At 63.5% G+C, this 3,586-nt stretch carries 5 protein-coding genes; 3 read left to right on the forward strand and 2 right to left on the reverse strand.

The window, feature by feature from the left end; genetic code table 11:
• Window positions 1-786 (forward strand): tyrosine-type recombinase/integrase (locus ACK4SV_RS16200; RefSeq protein ID WP_409918878.1); only part of this gene is annotated, 786 nt, incomplete at its 5' end.
• A gap of 14 nt (window positions 787-800) precedes the next feature.
• Here the strand turns inward: ACK4SV_RS16200 and ACK4SV_RS16205 are convergent.
• Window positions 801-1,043: a hypothetical protein gene (locus tag ACK4SV_RS16205; RefSeq protein WP_409918879.1), complete on the reverse strand. Its 243-nt coding sequence runs from the start codon at window positions 1,041-1,043 to the stop codon at window positions 801-803.
• 296 nt (window positions 1,044-1,339) lie between these two features.
• Entirely contained in the window at window positions 1,340-1,753 is a 414-nt protein-coding gene (locus ACK4SV_RS16210) for a ribbon-helix-helix protein, CopG family (protein WP_409918880.1), read from the reverse strand.
• A 417-nt stretch (window positions 1,754-2,170) separates the two neighbouring features.
• Between ACK4SV_RS16210 and tnpA the strand changes: the two genes are divergently transcribed.
• Window positions 2,171-3,049, forward strand: a complete 879-nt coding sequence (gene tnpA, locus ACK4SV_RS16215) for an IS66 family insertion sequence element accessory protein TnpA (protein WP_409918881.1) — start codon at window positions 2,171-2,173, stop codon at window positions 3,047-3,049.
• Window positions 3,046-3,399: an IS66 family insertion sequence element accessory protein TnpB gene (gene tnpB / locus ACK4SV_RS16220; protein ID WP_409918882.1), complete on the forward strand. Its 354-nt coding sequence runs from the start codon at window positions 3,046-3,048 to the stop codon at window positions 3,397-3,399. The genes tnpA and tnpB overlap by 4 nt, the downstream gene beginning before the upstream one ends.
• Window positions 3,400-3,586: the final 187 nt, after the last annotated feature.

The following is a 3,586-nucleotide window of genomic DNA, read 5'->3' on the forward strand; positions in this document are numbered from 1 at the left end:
GTCAAAGCCGTGCGCAACTTCGTGGAGGTCGTCGGCAACAAACCGATCGAGGCGATCACGCGCGACGACATGCTGGATTTCCGCCAGCACTGGCTGGAGCGGATCGAGGCGGGCGAGGTGACACCCAACTCGGCCAACAAGGACCTCATTCATCTCGGCGATGTGCTGAAGACCGTGAACACGATGAAGCGGCTCGGACTCACCCTCCCGCTCGGCGAGCTGTCGTTCCGCGAAGGCGAGACGCGCACCCGCCCGCCGTTCAGTGCTGAATGGATCCGGAACCGGCTGCTCGCGCCCGGCGCGCTGTCCGGGCTCAACGATGAGGCGCGCGGGCTGCTGCTCGGCATGGTCAACACGGGCTACCGCCCATCTGAAGGCGCAGGTCTTACCGCGAAGACGATCCGGCTCGACGCCGCTGTGCCGCACATCGCCATCGAACCCGAGGGCCGCCAGCTGAAGAGCGCCTATGCCCGGCGTGTGATCCCGCTGACCGGCGTCTCGCTGGAAGCGTTCAGGGCGTTCCCGGAGGGGTTCCCGCGTTACCGGGAGAGCAGCGCGGGGCTCAGCGCGACGGTGAACAAGTATCTCAAGGCCCATGGCCTGCTCGAGACCCCGGCTCATTCGTTCTATTCGCTGCGCCATGCGTTCGAGGACCGGATGCTGGCGGCCGGCATCGATGACCGGATCCGGCGCGACCTGTTCGGCCACCGGCTCGACCGCGAACGCTATGGCAAGGGCGCCTCGCTCGAACATGTCGCGCGGCTCGTGCGCGAGATAGCGCTCTGAGACGGAGGGGGCGTTCATCCGGCCTGCGCGGGCCGCTCGCGGGGGGTTGAGCGCGCTGTAGGTGGTAGTCGCCGCAGGGCGGATTGAGGCGGCTCTCCGGCGAGGTACCGGGCCAGGCGTTCCTCCCGGCTGGCGAGTGCGGCATGTTCGACTTCGAGCCGTTCGAGCACTGGCCAGTAGGCGTCGCCCGACATATCGATCAACTGGACGACGATCCGGATGGCGTTCTCGATACGTTGGGTACTGACGGGTTGCATGACGCCAAGGATCCCTCAGATGGCCGCCCACTGACTATCGGAGCGCAGGCCATTTGCAGCAGGCGCTGGCAACGCTTTGCAAAGCCTGTTTGGCGGTGACGCCTGCGCGGGTCCTCGTCAAGGGCAAGGCCGCGGCGCGGCGCGCGTTCCGCGCGCCCTTGACGAGGGCCCGCGCAGGCATGGAGGCTGGTCAGGGCCGAATGGCAGGGTCTGCCATTTGGCCTGGAAGCAACTCGGCAGTCTGCTTGCGATGTGCTCTCGGGCGATTGCCTGAAAGTGGCTCGCCGGGGCCCCACTCACTCCGGCTCCGATTGTTCCCAGCGGAGGGACTCCTGGACGAGTGACCTGCGCCGGCGCAGCTTCTTTGCGATCTGGTTGATGAAGTGATCAAACCGGCGCTCACCAAGCGCATGCGCGATGTCTCGCTCGCTTTCCGGAATCGGGTCTGTGCGGGTCAGCCAGTAAAGGACAAAATGCCCGGTCGTCTCGACGCCCAGATCAACCGCCCAGAAGAGCTGCCCCAGGCGTTTCTCGAACCCGTCCATGCGCTCCATCAGCCTATCCTCCAGCGAGCGATTGCGGTCCGGATCAAGATAGCAGCGCAGGGCCTGTTCCAGGATGTCGGTCTTGGTCGTCTTCTGCGCGCGTGCGGCGGCCTCGAGCTGGGCAAGCAGCGCGGCATCGAGGCGGAGGTTGACGCGGGGTTTCATCGGGCGGCGTGGGAGGGTGTTGCAGCGACCGTCATCGGATGGCCTTTGGACGGGGTTTTTCTGGGTGTCATGACACGGGGCTCCGGCAGTGTCTCCCAGTGTGCCGCCGCAGGCGAGGTCTGCCTAGTTGGAGCGTCGGCGAGGTGGTGCAACCCTGTGCAAGCAGCTGCATCGCGATGCAATTGAGGGTGTACGAACGTCTGCGCGGCTGCAGCAGATCCCGCAGAAACCGTACACCACAACGGCGTGCAACAGGCGCCGAAAAATCGTCGTGCAGACAGGGCGATACCCAGGGGGTGGCGCCAACCCTTTTATCTTGCCCTAACGGGTTCGATGGTAACCGTCCGATGACTGCACATCGATTCCGGGTCGCAATAGTTCTCCATTTGGCCTTCCCTTCCTGGTGAGGAGCTGAACATGGATTTGAAACGTTTTGAGAACACGGCCCACCAGACATACTGGTCCGCGCATGTTGAAGCCTGGCGCCGGAGCGGACTTTCGCGCACGCGCTATTGCCGGGATCACAGGCTGGACCGGCGTACTTTTGCCGGCTGGATAATCTACGTGATGGGCCTTGAGGAAGCAGAAAAACACCAGAAATATCAGGCCGAACTTCGGCACGAACAGTCGCGGAAGAACCTTGAGAAAGGCCGCTCCGGCAAGCGACAGGGCGTACGTTTCGGCGCACGGACGGACACGCGTAGCCGGGCTGTCCAGGCCTTCTGGGCGATGCACCTGGAAGCGCTGAACTGGAGCGGAATGAGCCTTCGCCAGTACGCGTCCGCCCTGAACCTTTCCCGGCATGCCCTGCAAAAATGGCGCACGCGGCATGAAGATGGCGAGCTTGAAATCGACTGGCGGTCACAGCTTCATCCCTCCGCCCGTCCGCGCTTTAGAGATAGTGCTAGCACTAATGTCGCGGAAACCGCCTTGACACCGTCCGCCGGTGCAACGCGGCGGCCGGCGCGGCGCGTGTTCACTGACGAACAGAAGCTCGCCATCGCACGTGAAAGCGACCAGCCGGGCACCAGTGTGTCCGCCACCGCCCGGAAGCACGGCATCGTCACGGGCCTCCTGTTCCGCTGGCGGGTCGAGTTCGGGATCGGCCCGAACGCCCGCGCGAGACTGGCAACCGTGCTGGTTCCGGAAGGGATGCCGTTGCCGATGAATCTGGTGACACCGCCTCCCGGAATGATGGTCATGACGCTTGAGGATGGCGCACGCGTCTTCGTCCCTGAAGGGAGCGATCCCGAGGCGGTTCTTCTCGAAATGCCCGGCAAGGAACTTGAGGCATGATGATCGTCCCGGCCGGGATAAAGGTGCATCTCGCTCTCGGCTACACCGATATGCGCAAAGGTATCGACGGCCTCACAATGCTGGTTCAGGACGTGCTCAAGAAAGACCCTTTCAGCGGCCATTTGTTCGCGTTCCGGGGCAAGAAAGCCTCGATGTTGAAGATCCTGTTCTGGGATGGAAACGGGCTCTGCCTGTTCACCAAACGCATCGACCAGGGCGGCTTTGTCTGGCCTGTTATGGCAGGTCATGACGGCGCGATCACGCTGACACCGGCCCAGCTCGCCATGCTGATCGAAGGTATCGACTGGCGCGCGCCCGAACGGGTATGGAAGCCCGCCCTTGCCGGATAAGATCACCGGATAAATCTGCCCGTCAGGCGCGAAAAAGCTCCTGCTTCTGCCCGTTCTGTGATATGTATCCGTATGCGGATCGACCTTGGCAACCTGCCGACCGATACGGCGCTCCTGCACCAGCTGGTGCAAGACATGGCGGCTGTTGTCGAACGCCGGGATGGCGAAATAGAGCGGCTCCAGCAGA

It is taken from the genome of Hyphomonas sp., assembly GCF_046313735.1.
Taxonomy (GTDB): Bacteria; Pseudomonadota; Alphaproteobacteria; order Caulobacterales; family Hyphomonadaceae; genus Hyphomonas.

Excerpts from the sequence above, each read along its gene's own strand:
- ACK4SV_RS16205 (WP_409918879.1), bottom strand. The coding sequence starts at position 1,043 with ATGCAACCCGTCAGTACCCAACGTATCGAGAACGCCATCCGGATCGTC.
- tnpA (WP_409918881.1), top strand. The coding sequence starts at position 2,171 with ATGGATTTGAAACGTTTTGAGAACACGGCCCACCAGACATACTGGTCC.
- ACK4SV_RS16210 (WP_409918880.1), bottom strand. The coding sequence starts at position 1,753 with ATGAAACCCCGCGTCAACCTCCGCCTCGATGCCGCGCTGCTTGCCCAG.
- tnpB (WP_409918882.1), top strand. The coding sequence starts at position 3,046 with ATGATGATCGTCCCGGCCGGGATAAAGGTGCATCTCGCTCTCGGCTAC.